This is a genomic window from Kitasatospora sp. NPDC034035 (assembly GCF_055575755.1).
In genome coordinates this window covers 58,026-76,202 of record NZ_JBVISA010000006.1, presented here as the reverse complement: position 1 = coordinate 76,202, position 18,177 = coordinate 58,026, and the positions used below count along the sequence as shown (strand labels likewise).

The window sequence follows — 18,177 nt, the reverse complement described above, 5'->3', positions numbered from 1 at the left end:
GACCAGTGGGAGCTGGTCACAGGGCCTGCCGCTTTCTCGGCCCGGCTGCTGCTACTGCTTGCGCAGCTCCCGGACCGCCGTCTCCAGCCGCTGCCCGTAGTCGGCGTCGGCCTGGCGGAAGTTGTCGATCGCCCGCTCCACGATGTCCTCGCGGTCGGCCGAGACCTTGGCGATGAAGCCGGCCAGGTTGGCGATCAGCCGCTGCTTCTCGTCCTCCGAGTACAGCCGGTACAGGTTGCCCGCCTGCACGAAGTCGTCGTCCTCGGCGTGCGCGGGCGCCACGTGGGTGCCGGTGAGGCCGTCGACGGCGGTGGCGGCCCACAGCGGGCGGCCGGTCTGGACCGGGCCGCCGAAGCTGTTCGGCTCGTAGTTCTTCTGCCGCCCGTGGCGTCCGTCGTACAGGTGGCCGTCGCGGCCGTTGGTGCGGGCCTCGGTGGCGTGCGGACGGTTCACCGGCAGGTGGTCGGCGTTGATGCCGACCCGGTAGCGGTGGGCGTCGGCGTACGCGAACAGGCGGCCCTGGAGCATCTTGTCCGGGGACGGGCCGATGCCGGGCACGAAGTGCGCCGGGGAGAAGACCGACTGCTCGACCTCGGCGAAGACGTTGTCGGGGTTGCGGTTGAGCTCCAGCCGGCCGATCTCGATCGGCGGGTAGTCGGCGTGCGGCCAGACCTTGGTCAGGTCGAAGGGGTTGAAGCGGTAGGCCGCCGCGTCGGCCGCCGGCATGATCTGGACCTGCACCGTCCAGCTGGGGAAGTCGCCGCGCTCGATGGACTCGCGCAGGTCGCGCTGGTGGCTGTCCGGGTCCTCGCCGGCGAGCGCGTTGGCCTCGGCCTGGGTGAGGTTGCGGATGCCCTGGTCGGTCTTGAAGTGGTACTTGACCCAGAAGTGCTCGCCGGCCTCGTTCTGCCACTGGAAGGTGTGCGAGCCGTAGCCGTTCAGGTGCCGGTAGGAGGCCGGGATGCCGCGGTCGCCGAACAGCCAGGTGACCTGGTGGGTGGCCTCGGGCGACAGGCCCCAGAAGTCCCAGACGTTGTCGGCCTCCTGCGAGCCGCTGTACGGGTCGCGCTTCTGGGTGTGGATGAAGTCGGGGAACTTGATGGCGTCCTTGATGAAGAACACCGGGGTGTTGTTGCCGACGAGGTCGTAGTTGCCCTCCTCGGTGTAGAACTTCAGCGCGAAGCCGCGCGGGTCGCGCACCGCGTCGGCCGCGCCGAGGTTGCCGGCCACGGTGGAGAAGCGCAGGAAGACCTCGGTCTGCTTGCCGATCCCGGAGAGGAAGGCCGCCCGGGTCCAGGGCGTCACGTCGGCGGTGACCGTGAAGGTGCCGTAGGCCCCGGCGCCGCGGGCGTGCACGACGCGCTCCGGGATCCGCTCGCGGTTGAAGTGCGCGAGCTTCTCGAACAGCAGCTGGTCCTGGATCAGGGCCGGGCCGCCGATGCCCGCGGTCTCGGTGTTCTGGTTGTCGGCGACGGGGGCACCCGCCTCCGTGGTGAGGGTCGGGCGCAGCTCGTCCTGCGTGGTCATAACGGGTGCCTCCACGGGGTCGGTCGTGATGACACGATCCTAACTTGGACTTTGTCCAAGTCAATACTGGAATCAATCCCGGACTGTGACTTACTCTGGTGGCCATGAACGACCTGCTGGAGAGACTGCGCGAACGCGGCTGGCGGCTGACCTCGCAGCGCCGGGTCGTGGCCGAGGTCCTCGACGGCGAGCACGTCCACCTCACCGCCGACGAGGTGCACGCCCGCGCGACGGACCGACTGCCCGAGATCAGCCGCGCCACCGTCTACAACACGCTCGGTGAACTGGTCGCCCTCGGCGAGGTCCTGGAAGTCGCCACCGACGGCCGCGCCCGGCGCTACGACCCCAACGCGCACCGCGCCCACCAGCACCTGGTCTGTTCCGGCTGCGGCGCGATCCGCGACGTCCACCCGCACGGCGACCCGCTCGCCGCACTGCCCGCCGCCGAGCGCTTCGGCTTCACCGTCACCGCCGCCGAGGTCACCTACCGCGGCCTGTGCCCCGACTGCCGCCCGTAGCGCGACAGTTGAGCGCACCCTTACGCGCCCAGCCCGAACGTCCGGCCCCCGAACGGGCAGCTCCCGAACGCCCAGCCCCCCGAACGGGCGGCCCGCTACGCGCTCAGCTCGGCGTGCAGCGCGCCCAGCAGGCGCCCGGCCCGCTCCGCCACCTCGGCCGGGCCGTAGTCGATCGCCCGCCGGCACCAGTTCTCCGCCTGCACCGGCTCGCCCCGGCGCAGCGCCAGCAGCGCGAGGCGCAGCGCCGCCCGCCCGTGCCCGGCGTCGGCGGCCCGGGTGTACCAGAGCATCGCCTCGGCCTCGCTGTCCTGCCGGGCCAGCAGCAGCCCCAGGTTGAACGCGGCGCTGCGGCTGCCGGCCTCGGCGGCCCGCCGGTACCAGCTCTCGGCGATCTCCAGCGCACCGCGCTCGGCCGCCCGCACGCCCATCCGCACCTGCGCCCGCCGGTGCCCGGCGTCGGCCGCCAGCGCGTACCAGTGCTCGGCCTCGGCGTCCGCGTCACCGCGCCGGTCCAGCAGCGAGGCCAGCCGGAACGCGCCCTCGGCCGAGCCGCCCGCCGCCGCCTGCCGGTAGCGGTCCAGCGCCCCGGTCAGGTTGCCGCGCTGCTCCTGGACGACGGCGAGCTGCAGCGCCGCCTCGCCGTGCCCCTCGGCGGCGGCCCGCGCGTACCACTCCTGGGCCTGCCGCTGCTCGCCGCGCCCGGCGTGCAGCACACCGAGGTTGAAGGCGCCGTCGACGCTGCCGGCCTCGGCGGCCTTGGAGAACCACGGCTGGGCCCCGGACTCGTCGCCGCGCTGCAGCAGCAGCACGGCCAGCGCGTTGCAGGCCTCCCGGTGCCCGGCGTACGCGGCCCGGCGGTACCACTGCTCGGCCTGCTGCTCGCGACCGGTGCCGGCGCAGAGCAGGCCGAGGTTGAAGGCGCCGTTCTGGTCGCCCGCGTCCAGCGAGACGCGGTACCAGCGCTCGGCCTCCTTGGCCTCGCCGCGGCTCGCGTACAGCGCGCCCAGCGCGTTGGCCGCGTTGCCGTCCCCGGCCTCGGCGGCCTCCTGCCACCACTCGGCGGCGGCCTCGATGTCCCCGGAGTCGCGCAGCAGGAAGCCCAGCGCGCAGGCCGCGCGCGGCTCCCCGTTCTGCGCGGCCTGCCGGTACCAGCGGGCCGCCTCCTCCGCCGGGGACCGGTCGGCACGGGCGCGCTCCTCCAGCAGCACGCCCAGGCGCAGCGCGGCGCGGGCGTGGCTGCGGGCGGCGGCGGTGCGGTACCAGGCCTCGGCGGTCTCCTTGTCCCCGGCAGCCTCGCGCATCCGGCCCAGCCGGTAGGCGCCCTCCCGGTGCCCGGCGTCGGCGGAGACCTTGAACCAGCGCTCGGCCCGGACGTCCCGCCGGTGCTCCATCAGGTCGCCCAGGGCGTAGGCACCGAGCGGGTGGCCGTGGTCGGCGGCGAAGTGCAGCCAGTACTCGGCGGCCTCCTCCTCGCCCTGGTCGCGCAGTTGCAGGCCGAGCGCGTGCGCGGCCGGGGCGCTGCCCGCGACGGCGGCCTGGCGCCACCACTGGCCGGCCTCGGCCCGGTGGCCCTGCTGGTGCAGCAGCACGCCGAGGTTGTTGGCGGCGGCGCGCACCCCGGCCGCCGCGGCGGCGCGCAGGTACGGTTCGGCGTCCTCCAGGTCGCCGCGGCGCAGCAGCAGGGTGCCCAGCCGGCCGGCGGCCTCCGGGTCCCCGCCGTCGGCGGCCTGCCGGTGCCGGGCCTCCAGCGCGGCGGACTCGCGGGCGGCGAGCGCGGTTTCGAAGCTGGTGGGGTCCAGGCCCGCCGGGTCGAGGGCGGCGCCGGCGGCCGGCTCCTCGTCGGTCCGCTCCCCGTACGCGCCGACGGCGGCGGCGAAGTGACGGGTGGGCACGTGGACCAGGCTGTCGGGGCCGTAGCCGGGGGTGGGGCGTTCGGACAGTCCGCTGGTGCGCTGGGCCGGCAGGGCTCCGGGACGGCTGTCGGGGGCCTCTGCGCTCTCCGCCCAGGCGTCGGTGTCCGCCTCGGCTGCCGCCGCTGACTTGGCGCCTGACTTGCCGATCAGCCTCATGCCGACTCCCGCTCCCCCAGAGTGTCGCGGCATCGTGCCCCGGCGTGCGGCCGGGGGGACTCCCAGGGGAGGCGCCGGACCCGACGGCCGATCAGCAGCCGTGCACCGTCCCCCACGTGTCCCATCGTCGCATCACCCGCTACCCGCGTACACCTGCCCCGCCCGAATTCCGGTGGGGCCGACCCGAAGCCGACGGAATTGCTTCGACGCTTTGTCGATTTCCCGACACTTCGACCTCACAAACCCCACTGCCGTCTTCCTTGGCGACGGTCGATAGTACCGGAGCGGTTCCCACCGCTTCTGCGCGAAAACACCCGGGGAAACACCAGAGGCCCGGAGGAAGGATCCTCCGGGCCTCTGGCCTTTGTAGCGGGGACAGGATTTGAACCTGCGACCTCTGGGTTATGAGCCCAGCGAGCTACCGAGCTGCTCCACCCCGCGTCGGTAGTTGAACCATAGCACGGGCGCGGGGTGGAACGGAAAACGGTTACCGCAGCTCAGCGGGCCACCGCTGAGGGCTACTGCCGCGGCCTTACGGCTGGGGACTCGGTGATCCCCCGCCGGTGGCTCCCGGGGCGGGGGTACCGGTCGGGGTGGGCGCCGGGCCGCCGCGGGCCGCCTCGGCCGCCTTCAGGGCGTCGCCGAGCGCCTTCTGGGCGTTGCCGTAGGCCACCCAGTCGCCGTTCTTGAACGCGGTCTGACTGTCGTTGTACGCCTTCGCCGCGTCGGACAGCGCCTTCTGCAGCTCCGGCGAGATCGTCCCGCCCGGGGCCGGCGTGGCCGGCGCGGTGGGCGTGGGCGTCGCCGGGGACGTCGGGGAGGTCGGCGTCGTCGGCGAGGTCGGGGTCGTCCCGCCGCCCGGGCTGGACGGCGCGACCGGCGTGGCCGGCGGGGCCTGCCCGGCGAACAGCTTCGTCAGCGCGGCCTCCAGGGTGTTCTCGAACGCCACGTTGTCGTCCCCGTACACCGCCAGGACCTTCTGCAGCGTCGGGTACTTGGCGCCGCGTCCGCGCACGTACACCGGCTCGACGTTGAGCAGGCCGCCGCCGACCGGCAGGGTCAGCAGGTTGCCGTACTCGAGCTCGGTGTCACCGCCGGTCTTCAGGGCGTAGATCTGCGAGGCCACCTCCTGGCGGGAGTTGAACTTCGACTGCACCAGTCCCGGGCCGGGGGCGCCGGACTCGCCGGTCATCTTCAGGACGCGGATCTTCCCGTAGTCGTCGCCCGGGTCCGCGTTGACGGCCATGAACGCCGCCAGGTTGGGACGGCCGTTGGGCACGAAGGTACTGGTCAGCGAGAAGCTCGCGTTGGCGGCGTCCGGCGTGCGCACCGTCACGTAGTACGGCGGCTGGACCTGCTTGGTGTCGCTGGTCGGGTCCACCGGGACCTGCCAGATGTCGCTGCCGTTGAAGAAGGAGTTGGAGTCGGTCACGTGGTACTGGCCGAGCAGGTCGCGCTGCACCTTGAACATGTCCTGCGGGTAGCGCAGGTGCGGCAGCAGCGACTGCGGGATGTCCGCCTTGGGCTCGACGGTGCCGGGGAAGGCCTTCATCCAGGTCTTCAGGACCGGGTCCTTCTCGTCCCACTGGTAGAGCTTCACCTCGCCGGTGTAGGCGTCCACCGTGGCCTTGACCGAGTTGCGGATGTAGTTGACCTGGTTGGCGACGGTCAGCAGCTCACCGCGCTGGTTGGTCAGCGAGTCCTTGGTCGCGGCGCCCAGCGTCGTCTTCGAGGAGAACGGGAAGCCGTCCGAGGTGGTGTAGCCGTCCACCACCCACACCACGTGGCCGTTCTGCACCACCGGGTACGGGTCGGCGTCGATCGACAGCCACGGCGCGACCTTCTCCACCCGCTCCTTCGGCGTGCGGTTGTAGATCACCTTGGCGCCGTCGGTGATCGCCCCCGCGTACAGGATCTGCGGCTCGGCGAAGCGCACCGCGTACGCGGCCCGGGTGACCGGGTTGTCCAGCGAGACACCGCTGTCGCCGCCGTACGTGTACTCCACGTTCTGGCCGGTCTTGGTGTCGGTGTAGTCGATCTCCTTGTTCGCGCCGCCGACGATCGAGTACGTCGTCGTCTTCTCGCCGTAGTAGATCCGCTGCTGGTAGTCGCCGAGCGCGCCGGTGGCCGGCAGACCGGACTCGGTGAACACCGGCCCGCCCTTGTCGTCGACCTGGTTGCCCTTGGCGACCGCCGCGCCGTAGCCGTGGGTGTACTTGAAGTGGTCGTTGATCCAGTTGCGCTGCACGCCGTTGAGGTCCAGCTCGCGCAGGCCGATCACGGTGTCCTGCTTGTCCGCGCCGCTGCCGTACCGGTCCACGTCCAGCGTGCTCGGGAAGGCGTAGTAGTTGCGCTGCTGCTCCAGCGACTGGAACGTCTGCGACACGATGTTCGGGTCCAGCAGCCGCACGTCCGCGATGGTCTGCGCGTCCGGCTTGAGCGCGTCACCGTTGGTCGACCCCTGCGGGCTGTACGGCGTGGTCTGCGCGGCCGCGATCCCGTACGCCTGCCGCGTCGCGTCGATGTTCTTCTGGATGTACGGCGTCTCCTTGGCCTGCTCGTTCGGCTTGACCTGGAACTGCTGCACGATCGCCGGGTACAGGCCGCCGATCAGCACCGCCGACAGCACCATCAGCCCCAGCCCGATCAGGGCCGGCGCCCAGGTGCGGCGGATCGGGGTCAGGAAGAACAGCACCGCGCAGATGATCGCGACGAAGAACAGGATGGTCTTGGCCGGCAGGAACGCGTTGGCGTCCACGTAGCGCAGGCCCGTCCAGCCCGAGACGCCCTTGTACGCGCCGGTCTTGACCGCCAGCGCGTACCGGTCCAGCCAGTAGGCGACGGCCTTCAGCAGCACGAACACGCCCAGCAGCACCGCCAGGTGCCCCTGCGCGCCCGCGCTCGCCCGCCGGCCCGGGCCCTGCAGCCGCAGCCCGCCGTACAGGTAGTGCACCAGCGCCGAGGTCAGCAGCGAGACGATCACCGCGCTGAACGCGAAGCCCAGCACGAACTCGTAGAAGGGCAGGTCGAAGGCGTAGAAGGAGACGTCCATGCCGAACTGGGCGTCCTTCTCCCCGAAGGACGTCGCGTTGGTCCACATCAGCCAGGTCCGCCACTGGCCGGACGCCGCGGCACCCGCCACCAGGCCGATCACCAGCGAGATGCCGATCAGCGCCCAGCGCTTGAACGGCGCCAGGCCCGTCCGGTAGCGGTCCAGGCTCTGCTGCTCCACCGACATCGCCGACAGCGGCGGCCGAAGCCGGTGCGCCAGCCAGATGTTGAAGCCGACGATCGCCGCCATCAGCAGGCCGAACACCGCGAACAGCCCGATCTTCGTCCACAGCTGGGTGGTGAAGACCGAGGAGTAGTGGACCGACCTGAACCACAGCCAGTCCGTCCAGAACCCCGCGAACATGACGAACAGCAGGAACAGCACCGCGAGTACGCCCAGGGTCAGCAGGGCGACCCGCGCCCGCCGGGAGGGCGGGCCCACCCTTCGCCGGAAACCCGGCCCTGAGCGTTCCGGCATCTGGAATACCACGGTGGCACCTCAGCTGTGTCGTCTGGATATCGATCGGTCGTCAGAGCAACTTAACCAGGCTTTGGCCGAGTTCCCACCGTTAGCAGACGGTTACGACGGCGCCCCGCCCCCGGCCGTCTCCGCCCACCGTGTCCCGGGGCCGGTCCGCACCACCCGGCCCCCGCCGGACCGCCCGGGCGAGCGCGTCCCGCCCGGCGTGTGAGGATTGAGGCATGTCCGACGCGTCTGATCTCAACAACTCCCCCGACGACGTCTCCAAGCTCCCGGCCGCCTCCCCGCTCACCCGGGCCGCGCTGGAGATCGACGAGTACGCCTCCACCCTCGGCTGGGACCTCCCGGCCCGGCTGTTCGCCCTGGTGGACAGCGCCGCCCTGCGCAAGGCCGACCCCCGGATCGCCAAGCAGCTCGGCCTCGCCGACAGCGACGAGCCCGGCCTGACCCCGGTCGAGCAGGACGAGCTGCCGGCCGGCATGGAGCTCGACAAGTTCCTCGGCACCATCGCCTGGCCCGACGCCGTGGCCGGCTGCGCCCTGGTCGTCGAGCGCCTGATGCTGCCCCCGGGCGCCGAGCAGTCCCGCCCGCGGGGTGCCAGCGACGCCCAGCTCGCCGACTGGGTGGCCAACCACCCCAAGCGCGAGGAGGTGCGGATCACCGCCGCCGTCCTGCGCGACGGCAAGAAGGAGATCGCCCTGCGGCTGCGTTCCAAGGACGTCGCCCGCGAGGTGCTGACCGGCCCGGACCTGGTGCCCGGCCTGACCGACGCGCTGCTGGCGACCTTCTCGTAGGACGGTCGCCGGGGGCCTTCCCCCGAGCGCTACTTGGCGCAGGACGGCAGCGCGGAGGTCTGCCCGGAGCGGACCTGCTCCAGCGACTTCAGCGCGCCGTCCAGCGTGTCCGTCTTGATCAGGGTCAGCCCGGACGGGACGTTCTTGGTCGCCTCGGCGCAGTTCGAGGACGGGGTGAAGAAGTACTGGGCCCCCGCGTCCCGGGCGGCGATCAGCTTCATCGATATCCCGCCGATCGGGCCGACCTTGCCGTCGTCGTCGATGGTGCCGGTGCCCGCGACGAACCGGCCGCCGGTGAGGTCGCCGCCCGGGGTCAGCTTGTCGATGATGCCGAGCGAGAACATCAGGCCGGCGCTCGGGCCACCGACGTCCTGCAGGCCGATGTCGATCTGGAACGGGTAGGTGTGCCGGATCCCGGTGCCGATGCCGACCACCGCGAGCTCGGCCCGCTCGGCCGGCGCCTTCGGGTCGAGGTCCCTGGCCCGGACGGTCGGGACGGTCACGTCCGTCCGGTTCCCCGGGGCGGCGCCGTTGCCGGCGGCGTCCTTGACCCGCGGCACGACGGTGAAGACCACCGACTCGCCCGGCTTGTGCTTGGTGACGACGGCGACCACCTGCTCGACCGAGCCGACCGGCGTCCCGTCGACGGCGACGATCTGGTCGCCCGCGTGCAGCTTGCCCTCGGCCGGCGCTCCGGCGGTGACCGACTTGACGATCAGCTCGCTGCCGACCGGGATGCCCAGCTGCTTGAGCGCCGCGGTGCGGGCACTGTCCTCGGAGGAGGCGAACTCCTCGGCGTTCTGCTGCTTCGCGTCCGCGTCCGTCTGACCCTTCGGGTAGACGTTGTCGTGCGGCACCACCAGCACGTCGTCGCGCAGCCAGCCGACCACCGCGTTGACCAGGCTGGGCTCGTACTTGGCCCCGGTGACCTGGACGGTCGTCATGTTGAGGTGCCCGGTGGTCGGGTAGGAGTCGTGGCCGGCGACGCTGATCACCGGCTTGCCGCCCTGGTTGCCGAGCGTGTTGTACGTCGGCCCCGGGCTCATCTCCGTGTACGGCACCTTCATCAGCACCGAGACGCAGAGCAGTGCTATGAGCAGCAGGGTGGCAGCGAGCATCGTCGCGGAGCGGCGTGGCATGCCTCGACAGTACGGGACGCGGGTGACGCGACGCCCGGCGGGCTACCGGCCGGAACGCTCACCGGGGGCGGCGGCCCCCGCTGTGGTGCGCTCCATGGCGGCCATGAACCGCCGGTGCTCGGCGAGCGAGGCAGGGTCCCCCGTGGCTCTCGGGGCCCGCTGGGCCCAGCCCGCCCAGAGGGCCGCGGCCAGGACGGCGACTACCGGAATGATCAACCAGGCGAGCGCACCCATGTCAGTACTCCCAGCTCGTCGTGTCTATGAGCAGATTAACCACTCCGGCGGACAACGCGGCCGGCGCCGTCCGGGTTACGGGACGGCCGATCGGCTCACTTCCAGGGAGTTATTCGGGGCGCCGCCGCGAACCCGTTCGAGTGAGGCCCCGGCGCGCCTGACCCGACAGACGCGCGGGACATGCGGGCGGTTCCGCGGCGCAAGCCGCTTCGTGGCAGGTGCGAGCGGCTCCACGGCGGGTGCGGCTTCACGGCGAGTGCGACGCCGCGGTGCGGGCGGTCGGCGTCAGCAGCTGCCGGCGCCGACCCACTCCTCCTCGCCGTCGGCGAAGACCTGGTGCTTCCAGATCGGCACCTCGTGCTTGAGGTCGTCGATCAGCCGGCGGGCGGCCGCGAAGGCCTCGCCGCGGTGGGCGCAGGAGACGGCGACGATCACGGCCTTGTCGGTGATCTCCAGCCGGCCGACCCGGTGGACCGCAGCGAGCGCCCGGACCGGGAAGTCGGCGACGACCTTCTCGGCGATCCGGCGCATCTCCTGCTCGGCGTTGGGGTGGCAGCTGTACTCCAGCGCGGCGACCGACTTGCCGCCGTCGTGGTCACGGACCGTCCCGACGAAGACGGTGGTGCCGCCGGCCGCGTCGTCGCCGACCGCCTCGTACACCTCGTCCAGCGAGAGCGGGGTGTCGCGGATGGCGAGCAGGCGGATGGGGTCGTGGTTCTCGGACATGACCCCATGATTCCTCATCCGGACCGGTCGGAGGCAAGTGTCTTCCGCATCACGATGTGGAAATTTCGCATCGTGAGAAAACCGCGCCGATCCGTCGATCGGCACGCCTCAGAAGCGGCGCGCCTCGGACCCGGCACCGCCTCGGACCGGGCACCGCCTCAGAACCGGCGCCGCCTCAGAACCGGCGCCGCTTGCGGGCCCGGCGCACCAGCGCCGCCGTACCGACCAGCGCCACCGTCGCCCCGGCCGCCCCCAGGCTGGTCGCGGCCTCCTTGCCGCCCAACCGGCGCCCCGCCACCGCGTGCTTGCCGGACACCTGGGCCAGCAGCTCGGCCAGCACCTGCTCGTTGGTGTGCGCCGGGCGCCACCCCGCCTCGTGCAGCCGGCTGCCGGACACCACCCACGGGTACATCGTGTACGCCAGGTCCCCGGCCGGCGCCGGGGTCAGGCCCAGCCGGTGCAGCCGCGCGGCCGTCCCGAGCGCCAGCGCGGCCGGCAGCTCCATCCGCCGGATCCCCGACAGCCGCTCCACGTCCTCCTGCTCCAGCCAGCCGTCGCAGCCGACCGTCACCTCGCCCTCGACCAGGCCCAGCGCCGCGTACTCCAGCGCCGCCGCCAGGTCGTCCGCGTGGCAGAACTGCCAGCACGGGCGGGAGCCGGCCACCACCAGCAGCCGGGGCGCCTCGAAGTGCCGGGTCAGCACGGTGTCCACACCGGGGCCCACCACCACGGCCGGGCGCAGCACCGTCACCTGCAGCCCGGGGTGGGCGCGCGGCGCGCGGCGGGCCAGCCGCTCGATCTCCAGCAGGTCCCCGACCAGCGAGGCCTCCTCGGTCGCCCGCAGCTCGGAGTCCTCGGCCAGCGGCACCTCGTTGTCGGCCAGCGCGCCGTAGACCATCGCCGAGGTGCACAGCACCACCCGCTGCACCCCGGCGGCCGCGGCCGCGGTCAGCACCGTCTGGGCGCCGCGCACGTTGTAGGCGCTGCGGGCCCGCGGGTCGGACTCCATGCCGAAGTCCATCGCGAGGTGCACCACCACGTCGACCCCGACCAGCCGCTCGGCCACCGCCGGGTCCCGTACGTCCAGCACCCGCCACTGCACGCCCGGGACCTCGCCGCGCCGGTCGTCGACCGCCAGGACCTTCTTCACGTGCGGGGAGGCCACCAGTCGCGCCGCGACCCGCTCCCCCAGCACACCCGCGGCGCCCGTCACCGCCACGGTCAGCGGCCGTCCGCCGTAGGCTGGAGGCGGCGACGCCGTGGTGTCCGACGCCTCCTCTCCTCCGGTCAGCCCAGAGCGAACGTCCGAGGGCGGGGAACTCACCGGCCATCCTCCACGGTTAGCTTATGTGCGTACGGACGTGTGTCACGTACGTCCATCCTGCCCGAGGCGAAGGCCCGGCGGTGCACCCGGCGCGGACCTGCCGCGCGGGAGCCGCCCCCGAGTCCCCCACTCCGCCACCGCCCCGGGCGCAGACTTTTCCGCCACACCCGCATGACGGCCGACCGGATCGAGGACCCCGTGAGCGACCTTCCCTTCGGATTCGGCGTTCCGCCCGAGGAGCCCGAGGACGGCAAGGCCAAGCCCGACGACGCGCAGAAGAAGGACCAGGACCAGTCCGCCTCCGGCCCGCAGCAGTTCGGCTTCGGGGGCGGCAACCCCTTCGGCGCGATGTTCGGGATGCCCGGTGCCCCGGGCGGCCCCGGCGGCGCCGACAACCCCTTCGCCGCGATGTTCGGCGGCATGAACCCCGGCGACCTCGGCGCCGCGTTCCAGCAGCTCGGGCAGATGCTCTCGTTCGAGGGCGGCCCGGTGAACTGGGACCTCGCCAAGAACATCGCCCGCCAGAGCGTCGTCGCCGAGCCCGCCGAGGGCAAGAGCAAGGACCGCTCGGTCAGCGCCGCCGAGCGCTCCGCCGTCGCCGAGGCCGTCCGCCTGGCCGACCTGTGGCTCGACGGCGCCACCGAGTTCCCCTCCGGCGCCGGCACCGCCGTCGCCTGGAGCCGCGCCGAGTGGATCGAGGCCACTCTCCCGGTCTGGAAGGACCTGGTCGACCCGGTCGCCGAGCGCGTCGGCAACGCCATGGGCGGCATCCTGCCCGAGGAGATGCAGGCCATGGCCGGCCCGCTGATGGGCATGATGCGCTCCATGGGCGGCGCCATGTTCGGCACCCAGATCGGCCAGGCCCTCGGCGCGCTCGCCGCCGAGGTGGTCGGCTCCGCCGACGTCGGCCTGCCGCTCGCCCCGGCCGGCCAGGCCGCGCTGCTGCCGCAGAACGTCGCCGAGTTCGGCGAGGGCCTGAGCGTGCCCGCCGACGAGGTCCGCCTCTACCTCGCCCTGCGCGAGGCCGCCCACCAGCGACTCTTCGCCCATGTGCCGTGGCTGCGCGCCCACCTGCTGGGCGCCGTCGAGGCCTACGCGCGCGGCATCAAGGTCGACACCTCCCGCATGGAGGAGCTCGTCGGCCAGCTCGACCCGAGCAACCCCGAGGCGCTCCAGGACGCGCTCGCCGGCGGCCTGCTCCAGCCCGAGGACACCCCCGAGCAGAAGGCCGCGCTCGCCCGCCTGGAGACCGCGCTCGCGCTGGTCGAGGGCTGGGTCGACGCCGTCGTGCACGCCGCCGCCGAACCGCACCTGCCGCAGGCCGGCGCGCTGCGCGAGACCGTCCGCCGGCGCCGCGCGGCCGGCGGGCCCGCCGAGCAGACCTTCGCCACCCTGGTCGGCCTGGAGCTGCGCCCGCGCCGCCTGCGGGACGCCTCCCGGCTGTGGGCGCTGCTCGCCGACGCCCGCGGCGTCGAGGGCCGCGACGCGCTCTGGGAGCACCCGGACATGCTGCCCACCGCCGCCGACCTCGACGACCCGGACGCCTTCGTGCACCGGGGCACCGCGGACGGCCTGGAGGGCGGGCTCGACTTCGACGCGATCGACAGGCTGCTCGGCGAGGCCGCGGCCGGCAAGCCCGACCTCACCAAGGGCCCCGACCTCGGCAAGGACGACGACCTCTCCGAGGACGACGGCAAGCCGAAGACCGACGGCACCGACACCGACGGGAAGGGCGAGCCCACCGCATGACGGACCCCGGAACGTCCGCGTCCCCCTTGCACGCGGACGCCGTCCGCACGCTGTCCGCGTGGCGCCCCGCCGAGGAGGACCAGGAGCGGCTGCGGCTCGACTACCTGGCGCACCTGGCCGCGCAGCCCGAGGGCATGTACCGGTCCTGCCTGCCCGCGCACATCACCGCGAGCGCGGCCGTCGTCGACCCGGCCGCCGGGCGGGTGCTGCTCACCCTGCACCCCAAGGTCGGCATGTGGCTGCAGATGGGCGGGCACTGCGAGCCCGCCGACCGCGACCTCGCCTCGGCCGCGCTGCGCGAGGCCGTCGAGGAGTCCGGCATCCCCGACCTGGTCCTGCTGGAGGCGGACGGCGCCCCGGTCCCGGCCAAGCTGGACCGGCACGTGGTCCGCTGCACCGGCAAGGACCGGCCGGAGAACACCCACCTCGACGTCCAGTTCATCGCGGTGGCCCCGGCCGGCGCGCAGGCGCTGATCAGCGAGGAGTCGCTGGACCTGCGCTGGTTCGACTACGACGGGCTGCCGGAGCTCACCGACCACTCGGTGCGCGATCTGGTGGCCCGGGCGCGGCAGCTGACCGGCTGAGGTGCGACAGCGGAAGGGGGCGCGGGCCGATACGGCCCGCGCCCCCTTCTTGTCGTCCTCCGGTCGGCTTCCGCCGCCCCCCGGGGCGCGTCAGCCGCAGGAGGTGGCCGGGTCGGACCCCTGGTCGGCGTGCCGGGCACCGGGGATGTGCGGCAGCCGGGCCGCCGAGACCACGCCCTCCAGGTAGCCGCGGGCCCGCTCGGTCCGGGGGTAGGCCTCCAGCAGGGCCCAGAACGCCGGACCGTGGTCCGGCACCAGCAGGTGCGCCAGCTCGTGCAGCAGCACGTAGTCCAGCACGTACTCCGGCATGCCCTGGAGACGGTGGGAGAGGCGGATCGTGCCCTCGCTCGGGGTGCAGGAGCCCCAGCGCGAGTTCTGGTTGGTGACCCAGCGGACCTGGCGGGGATGGGCGCGGGCCTCCAGGTAGGCGGCCGACAGCTCACGGGCCCGGGTCATCAGGGCCTCGTCCCCGGGGATCCGCCGGGACTCCTGGGCGGCGAGCTTCTCCAGCATCTGCGCGACCCAGCGCTGCTCCTCGGCGTGCGACATCCGGGCCGGGATCAGCACCACGGTGCGGTCGCCCTCGCGGTAGGCGGAGACCGTACGACTGCGGCGGGCGCTGCGCCGCACCTCGACCCGGCTGCGGTCGAGCGCCTCCGGGGAGACCGCCCCGACGGGCGGATGCGGCGGCGCCGACCTCGGCTGCTGCTCCGGGTGCAGCTGGTCCGGGTGCAGCTGGTCCGGGCGGCCGCGCGTGTTCGGCGTCGCGATCTGCGACCCGGACGCTGCACGGGCACGCCGACGCGACGCCGGTGGATGGGAGTCCCGCTCGGCTGCCATGGCACACGACGTTACCCGGTGGCACGGACAGAAGTCCGCTGCCATGGCCGGAATCTTTCATGGAGTGATCGGGAACGAAATGTCGACGGCGGGTGTCCGGAAACCGACGCCGGGGAGGATGGCCGGTTATCCACAGGGCGTGCGAACCGCTGGTCCGATCATGTGCACGGACCTGTGGAAAACCTTCGACGCCCCGTCGGCCCGATGGGGCATGCTGCGGTCAGCCGTCCGGAAACGATCGGGAGGAAGATCGCCGTGCGCCTCGCACTGAAGCCCGCCCTGTCCCGCAGTTGGCGGGACTCCGAGACCCTGCAGTTCGGCACCGTCACCCGCCACGCGGGGGTGCTCGGCAATGCCGACCCGACCCTGTGCGAGTTCCTCGGGCTGCTCGACGGCACGCGCGACCGGCCCGAACTCCTGGCGGCCGGCGAGCGGATCGGCCTCGGCCGCGAGCCGACCGACACCCTGCTGACCGAGCTGGCGGAGACCGGGCTGCTGGACGACGCGGAGGCCGCCGACCGGACACTGGCCCGCTTCCCCCAGCCGCACCGGGAGCTGCTCGGGCCCGACCTCGCCTCGCTCTCCCTGGTCCACTCCGGCCCGGGCGCCGCACCGGCGATCCTGGCCCGACGGGCCGACGCGCGGATCGAGGTACGCGGCGCGGGCCGGGTCGGTGCCGCCGTGGCGGCGGTGCTCGCCGCCGGCGGCACGGGCACGGTCACCGTCGTGGACGGCGGCCGGGTCACGCCGGGCGACTGCTCCCCGGCGGGGCTGCCGCCCGGGGACGTCGGGCGGCTGCGCTCGACGGCGGCCCGGGAGGCGGTGCAGCGCGCCGCGGGCCGTCCGCCGGCTCCGGCACCGCGCCGCGGGCCCGGCGACCCGCCACCGGACTTCGTGGTCCTCGCGCCCCGGGACGGCAGCGCCGCCTTCGCGGGCGGGACGTACGAGGCCCGGCTGCTGCTCCGGGCCGGGGTGCCGCACCTGTACGTGGGCGTGGTCGAGGAGTTCGGCGTCGTCGGGCCGCTGGTGATCCCCGGGATGTCGGCGTGCGGGCACTGCCTGGTGCTGCGCAGGGAGGACGAGGACGCGGCCTGGCCTCGGGTCCTGGCCCAGCTGGCCCACGAGGGCCCGGGCCGCGCCCGTACGCCGGCCTGCGACACGGCCCTGGCCACGGCGGTCGCCGGACTGGCCGCGCTGCAGGTGCAGGTGTACCTGGACGGTGGCCGGCCGCCGAGTGTGGACGGGTGGTGCGAGGTGTCGGCGGGTGACGGGATGGCCCGGCGGCTGCGGCTGCGGGGGCACCCGGACTGCGGGTGCCTGTGGCAACCGCTGCCACCGGGCTGAGGGGCCGCCGGGCTGAGGGGTCGAGGGGCCGAGTCACAGCGCCGAAGAACGCCGAAGAGCGCCGGAGGCCGGCACCCCGCAGGTGCCGGCCTTCCCGGTGCACGCGCCGACCGGACTCCGTCCGACCGGGACTCAGGCGGCGACCACCGCCTCCTCGGTGTTCTCCTCGGCCCCGGCCTCCGCCTTCCGGTCCCGCATCACCAGCGTGGCCACCAGCGCCGCCGCCAGCACACCGATCGCGCTGACCGTGAAGGTGGTCGTCATCGCCCCGGTGAAGGCCTCCCGGGCGGTCCGGACGAGCCCGGAGTCCCCGTTGGCGATCGCCAGCGCCCCGGCGATGGAGTGCTTCGCCTGCTCCGGCGTCCCGGCCGGCATCCCGTTCGCGAAGCCGCTCGACAGCAGCGAGCCCAGGATCGCGATGCCGAGCGCGGTGCCCGCCTGCTGGATGGTGTCGTTCAGCGCCGAGCCGACGCCGGCCTGCTCCGCCGGGATCGTCCCCATCAGCGCGCCCACCGCGGCCGGCATCGCCAGGCCCGCCCCGAGGCCGAGCAGACCGAGCGCCACCGACGGGACGGCGAAGCCGGTGTCGGCCGAGACGGTGGTCAGCAGCGCGAACGAGGAGGCCATGACGAGCATCCCGGCGAGGATCAGCAGCCGGTTGCCGAACTTCGCCGCGAACTTGGCGCCGAACCCGTTGCCGAGCAGTGCCGCGACGGCCAGCGGCAGGAACGCGAGGCCCGCCTTGACCGGCGAGTACCCGAGCACGAACTGGAGGTACTGGGTGAGCACCAGCAGCAGCCCGCCGTTGCCGATCTGGACCAGGGTCAGCGACAGCGAACCCCCGCTGAAGTTGCGGGCCTTGAAGAGCGCCAGCGGCACCATCGGCGCGGCGGTGACGTTCTCCCACACCACGAACCCGACGAGCGCGGCCACCGCGACGACCAGGGTGACCAGCGCCCGGCCTGCGAACGCGCCGTGCTGCGGGATCTCGATGATCCACCAGATCAGGGCGGTCATGCCGACGGCCGACAGCACCGCGCCCAGCGGGTCGGGCTTCTGCCACGGCCCCTTGGACTCCGGCATCAGCAGCAGGCCCGCCAGGATCGCCAGCGCCACCACCGGGACGTTGATGAAGAAGATCGAGTGCCACGAGAAGTGGGCGATCAGCACGCCGCCGAGCACCGGGCTGCCGACCAGCCCCAGCATCGAGACCGAACCCCAGGCGGCCATCGCCTTGTTGCGCTCGTCCCCGTCGAAGACGGTGATGAGGATCGACAGCGTCGAGGGCATGATCAGCGCGCCGCCGACGCCCATCGCGATCCGGGCGACGATGACCTCGGCAGGGCTGGCGCAGAAGGTCGCGGCGAGCGAGGCCGCTCCGAAGAGCAGCAATCCGATGATCATGACCTTCCGGCGGCCGAAGCGGTCGCCGAGGCTGCCGGAGGTGAGCAGCAGGCCGGCGAAGACCAGGACGTAGGAGTCGAGGATCCACTGGGTGTCCTGGGCACTCGCGCCGAGGTCGGTGGTCATCGAGGGGACCGCGACGGTCAGGGCCATGCTGTCGATCACCAGCACGAGCGAGCTCAGGCAGAGCACGATCAGGATCCACCAGCGGTGCGGGTTGCGGCCCCCGGCCTCGGTCACGTTGTCGGCTGACATCAGCTTCCCCTCCCCAATCGCGCACACCGTTCCTTCGGTGCGCACTGCGTTCCGTCGATGCGAACACTGTACGCATGGCGGAACAGTGTGCGCAACCACTGACTCCTGTACGCTCGATGCGAACGGTGTACGCAGCAC

General features: G+C 73.1%; 14 protein-coding genes and 1 tRNA gene. 5 read left to right on the top strand and 10 right to left on the bottom strand.

The features are described 5' to 3' along the window. Window positions 1–51: 51 nt before the first annotated feature. A complete protein-coding gene (locus ACZ52J_RS10650) occupies window positions 52–1,527 on the bottom strand; it encodes a catalase (protein WP_465617516.1) in 1,476 nt (491 codons plus the stop codon). 104 nt (window positions 1,528–1,631) lie between these two features. Here ACZ52J_RS10650 and ACZ52J_RS10645 point away from each other — a divergent pair, with 104 nt between their 5' ends. Next, window positions 1,632–2,045 carry a Fur family transcriptional regulator gene (locus tag ACZ52J_RS10645; RefSeq protein ID WP_465617514.1) on the top strand — a complete coding sequence of 138 codons (414 nt, stop codon included), beginning with the start codon at window positions 1,632–1,634 and terminating at the stop codon, window positions 2,043–2,045. Between the two features lie 95 nt (window positions 2,046–2,140). On the opposite strand, the gene ACZ52J_RS10640 is transcribed toward ACZ52J_RS10645, so the two are convergent. From ACZ52J_RS10640 to ACZ52J_RS10630, 3 genes are all read right to left on the bottom strand, one after another. Next, window positions 2,141–4,114 carry a tetratricopeptide repeat protein gene (locus tag ACZ52J_RS10640; protein ID WP_465617512.1) on the bottom strand — a complete coding sequence of 658 codons (1,974 nt, stop codon included), beginning with the start codon at window positions 4,112–4,114 and terminating at the stop codon, window positions 2,141–2,143. A 367-nt stretch (window positions 4,115–4,481) separates the two neighbouring features. Next, a tRNA-Met gene (locus ACZ52J_RS10635) sits at window positions 4,482–4,555 on the bottom strand. Between the two features lie 91 nt (window positions 4,556–4,646). After that, window positions 4,647–7,643: a UPF0182 family membrane protein gene (locus tag ACZ52J_RS10630; protein ID WP_360505628.1), complete on the bottom strand. Its 2,997-nt coding sequence runs from the start codon at window positions 7,641–7,643 to the stop codon at window positions 4,647–4,649. A gap of 224 nt (window positions 7,644–7,867) precedes the next feature. Between ACZ52J_RS10630 and ACZ52J_RS10625 the strand changes: the two genes are divergently transcribed. Then, window positions 7,868–8,440 (top strand): PPA1309 family protein, encoded by a 573-nt coding sequence (locus tag ACZ52J_RS10625; protein WP_360505625.1) that lies wholly within the window; start codon window positions 7,868–7,870, stop codon window positions 8,438–8,440. 29 nt (window positions 8,441–8,469) lie between these two features. Here the strand turns inward: ACZ52J_RS10625 and ACZ52J_RS10620 are convergent, their stop codons facing one another. The 4 genes from ACZ52J_RS10620 to ACZ52J_RS10605 form a co-directional block, all read right to left on the bottom strand. Beyond that, entirely contained in the window at window positions 8,470–9,579 is a 1,110-nt protein-coding gene (locus ACZ52J_RS10620; RefSeq protein WP_360505622.1) for a YlbL family protein, read from the bottom strand. A gap of 42 nt (window positions 9,580–9,621) precedes the next feature. Next, window positions 9,622–9,813, bottom strand: a complete 192-nt coding sequence (locus ACZ52J_RS10615; protein WP_360505619.1) for a hypothetical protein — start codon at window positions 9,811–9,813, stop codon at window positions 9,622–9,624. Between the two features lie 285 nt (window positions 9,814–10,098). Continuing rightward, entirely contained in the window at window positions 10,099–10,539 is a 441-nt protein-coding gene (locus ACZ52J_RS10610) for a molybdenum cofactor biosynthesis protein MoaE (RefSeq protein WP_360505616.1), read from the bottom strand. 175 nt (window positions 10,540–10,714) lie between these two features. Then, a complete protein-coding gene (locus ACZ52J_RS10605; RefSeq protein ID WP_396287760.1) occupies window positions 10,715–11,863 on the bottom strand; it encodes an NAD-dependent epimerase/dehydratase family protein in 1,149 nt (382 codons plus the stop codon). 198 nt (window positions 11,864–12,061) lie between these two features. On the opposite strand from ACZ52J_RS10605, the gene ACZ52J_RS10600 reads away from it, so the two are divergent. Together ACZ52J_RS10600 and ACZ52J_RS10595 are read left to right on the top strand one after the other, a co-directional pair. Beyond that, window positions 12,062–13,612, top strand: a complete 1,551-nt coding sequence (locus ACZ52J_RS10600) for a zinc-dependent metalloprotease (protein ID WP_465617508.1) — start codon at window positions 12,062–12,064, stop codon at window positions 13,610–13,612. Continuing rightward, a complete protein-coding gene (locus tag ACZ52J_RS10595) occupies window positions 13,609–14,196 on the top strand; it encodes an NUDIX hydrolase (RefSeq protein WP_465617506.1) in 588 nt (195 codons plus the stop codon). Before ACZ52J_RS10600 ends, ACZ52J_RS10595 begins: the two co-directional genes overlap by 4 nt. Before the next feature lie 90 nt (window positions 14,197–14,286). On the opposite strand, the gene ACZ52J_RS10590 is transcribed toward ACZ52J_RS10595, so the two are convergent. Continuing rightward, complete coding sequence (locus tag ACZ52J_RS10590; protein ID WP_465617504.1) at window positions 14,287–15,036, bottom strand: M48 metallopeptidase family protein; 750 nt, start codon at window positions 15,034–15,036, stop codon at window positions 14,287–14,289. Between the two features lie 255 nt (window positions 15,037–15,291). Between ACZ52J_RS10590 and ACZ52J_RS10585 the strand changes: the two genes are divergently transcribed. Then, complete coding sequence (locus tag ACZ52J_RS10585) at window positions 15,292–16,380, top strand: TOMM precursor leader peptide-binding protein (RefSeq protein ID WP_465617502.1); 1,089 nt, start codon at window positions 15,292–15,294, stop codon at window positions 16,378–16,380. 132 nt (window positions 16,381–16,512) lie between these two features. Here ACZ52J_RS10585 and ACZ52J_RS10580 read toward each other — a convergent pair whose 3' ends face one another. Next, a complete protein-coding gene (locus tag ACZ52J_RS10580; RefSeq protein ID WP_465617501.1) occupies window positions 16,513–18,039 on the bottom strand; it encodes an MFS transporter in 1,527 nt (508 codons plus the stop codon). Between the last annotated feature and the right edge of the window lie 138 nt (window positions 18,040–18,177).